The organism is Cellulomonas septica, assembly GCF_012396155.1.
GTDB lineage: Bacteria > Actinomycetota > Actinomycetes > Actinomycetales > Cellulomonadaceae > Cellulomonas > Cellulomonas septica.
Map to the genome: position 1 here is coordinate 1 of NZ_JAAXOY010000493.1, position 2730 is coordinate 2730.

The following is a 2730-nucleotide window of genomic DNA, read 5'->3' on the forward strand; positions in this document are numbered from 1 at the left end:
CTCCGGCGGCGACGGGCTCGGCCTCGGCGACCAGCCGCAGCGGCGTGGGGCTCACGCGCGCCTTGAGCCGCAGCCAGGCCGGGTTCGCGGTCATCGGCCGCGACGACGACGAGCGTCACCGCCCGGCGGAGCGGCACGGGCCGGCGGCGGGCGGCGGTCGGGTGGTTCGGTGCGCTCATCGCCGGTGATCCTCCCACGGCGACGTGGCGCGTCGACGCGGCGACCGACGGGTGTGCCCGGACTCGTTACGCTGGTCCCACAACATCACAGGGTCGAGCCGCGTGCCGGTGACCCGTCGGATCCGACAGGAGGCCCTCCCATGGTCGCGCCAGCACCCGCCCAGCGGGTCCGGCAGGTCGTCGAACCGGCGGTGGCCGGCATCGGCCTCCTGCTGGAGGACGTCGAGGTGGCGAGGGCCGGGGCCCGGTCGGTGGTCCGCGTGGTCGTGGACGTCGCCGAGGACGACGAGGGCGAGCTCGACCTGGACCGGGTCGCCGACGTGACCCGAGCGGTGTCCGACGCGCTCGACGCGCAGGACGTCGTGGCGGGGGAGTACACCCTCGAGGTGTCGAGCCCGGGCGTGTCGCGTCCGCTCACGGAGCGCCGGCACTTCGCCCGCGCGGTCGGTCGCTCGGTCACCGTGCGCCTCGTGGACGGCGGGACGGTCGCGGGCCGCCTGGCGGCCGTGGAGCGCGGGACGACGGACGCCGACGACGCGGTCGTCGTGGTGCCGGTGACGCCGGGCGTGAAGGGTCGTCGCCCGAAGACCGGCGACCCCGTCCGGCTGCTGCTGACCGACGTGCGCGACGCGCGCGTCGAGGTGGACCTGAGCGGCCTCGGCCCTGTGGACGACGACGACGTGGCCGGCCCGGGTGCCGACGCCGCCGGACGGGAAGGCTGACATGGACATCGACATGCAGGCGCTGCGACTGCTGGAGCGCGAGCGGGAGATCAGCCTGGACGTGCTCGTCTCGGCGATCGAGCAGGCGCTGCTCTCGGCCTACCACCGCACCCCGGGGTCGCACCCGCGGGCGCGCGTCGAGGTCGACCGCCGCAGCGGGCACGTGACGGTGTGGGCGCGCGAGCCCCAGCCCGTCGGCGAGGACGGCCGACCGGTCGAGGTCGACACCCCCGAGTTCGACGACACCCCCGACGGTTTCGGGCGCATCGCGACCGCGACCGCGCGCCAGGTGATCGTCCAGCGGCTGCGCGACGCCGAGGACGACCAGGTCCTCGGCACGTTCCGCGGCAAGGAGGGCGAGGTCCTCGGCGGCGTCATCCAGCAGGGTCGGGACCCGCGCACGGTGCTCGTCGACGTCGGCGGCACCGAGGCCGTGCTCCCCCAGCACGAGCAGGTGCCCGGCGAGGAGTACGTGCACGGCGACCGGCTGCGCGCGTACGTCATCGAGGTCGCCCGCGGCCCGCGCGGTCCGCAGGTCACGCTGTCGCGCACGCACCCGAACCTCGTGCGCCGGCTGTTCGCGCTCGAGGTGCCCGAGGTCGCCGACGGCACCGTCGAGATCACGGCGATCGCCCGGGAGGCCGGCCACCGCACCAAGATGGCCGTCCGCGCGACGGTCGCAGGCGTCAACGCCAAGGGCGCGTGCATCGGCCCGATGGGCGGCCGCGTCCGCGCCGTCATGGCCGAGCTGCACGGCGAGAAGATCGACATCGTCGACCACTCCGACGACCCCGCCGAGATGATCGCGCACGCGCTGTCGCCGGCCCGCGTGGTCTCGGTCACGGTCGTCGACGAGGCGGCCCGTGCCGCACGCGTCGTCGTGCCCGACTACCAGCTGTCGCTCGCGATCGGCAAGGAGGGCCAGAACGCCCGCCTGGCCGCGAAGCTGACCGGCTGGCGCATCGACATCCGGTCCGACGCCGAGGTCCCCGGGGCCGACGGCGGGCCCGCCGCCGGCGCGGCCCGGCACGACGCCGGCGAGGCCCCGCGGGGCGGCGCCGGTCAGCACCGGTGACGCGGAGGGGTAGACTGTCGACGGCTGGGCCGGATGCCCGGCTCTCCTCGCCGAGCAGGCGGACCCCCGACCCCGCACCCGTGGTGGCAGTCGTGGGCCCGGTGCGGACGTGCGTGGGGTGCCGAGCGACCGGCCCGAGGTCAGCCCTGCTGAGGGTGGTCGCCCCCGCCGCCGGTCCCGGAGTCCCGGAGCTGGTCGTGGACGTCGGTCGCCGGATGCCGGGCAGGGGAGCGTGGCTGCACCCCGATCGTGCCTGTCTCGAGCTCGCCGAACGCCGCAGGGCGTTCGGGCGGGCCCTGCGGCTGCCGGGTCCGCCCGGCACGCGCGCGGTCCACGAGCACCTCGAGCAGCACGAGCAGTGAGCGTCACCGGGTCCCCCTGGTGACGTGGCCGATCGTCGAGAAGGAAGCGGGTTGGAAGCCGATGGCTACCCGATGAGCACGCACCGATGAGTACCCAGCGATGAGTACCCAGCACTAACGACGGTCCGACCCTGTCCGGGGGCGGGCCAGGACAGGAGAGATGTGGCCAAGGTCCGCGTCTACGAGCTCGCCAAGGAGCTCGGAGTCGACAGCAAGACCCTCATGACCAAGCTGAACGAGCTCGGAGAGTTCGTCCGCTCGGCGAGCTCGACCATCGAGCCGCCCGTCGTGCGCAAGCTGCGCGACACCTACCCCGCAGGTGGCGGTGCCTCGGCACCGAAGGCCGCTGCGCGCCCGGCTCCCGCCGCGCCCGCGGCCCCGGAGATCGGAAG

The 2730-nt window shown here is 75.0% G+C and carries 4 protein-coding genes; all 4 read left to right on the plus strand.

Annotated elements, in window-relative coordinates; translation table 11 throughout:
* The first annotated feature begins 319 nt into the window (after positions 1-319).
* Positions 320-901 (plus strand): ribosome maturation factor RimP, encoded by a 582-nt coding sequence (locus tag HGA02_RS15570; protein WP_168679974.1) that lies wholly within the window; start codon positions 320-322, stop codon positions 899-901.
* A gap of 1 nt (position 902) precedes the next feature.
* Positions 903-1976: a transcription termination factor NusA gene (gene nusA, locus HGA02_RS15575; RefSeq protein ID WP_225916401.1), complete on the plus strand. Its 1074-nt coding sequence runs from the start codon at positions 903-905 to the stop codon at positions 1974-1976.
* Between the two features lie 113 nt (positions 1977-2089).
* Positions 2090-2338 (plus strand): YlxR family protein, encoded by a 249-nt coding sequence (locus HGA02_RS15580; protein ID WP_307720294.1) that lies wholly within the window; start codon positions 2090-2092, stop codon positions 2336-2338.
* Positions 2339-2500: 162 nt separating this feature from the next.
* Positions 2501-2730: translation initiation factor IF-2 N-terminal domain-containing protein (locus HGA02_RS15585; protein WP_168679978.1), on the plus strand; the 230-nt coding region annotated here is incomplete at its 3' end.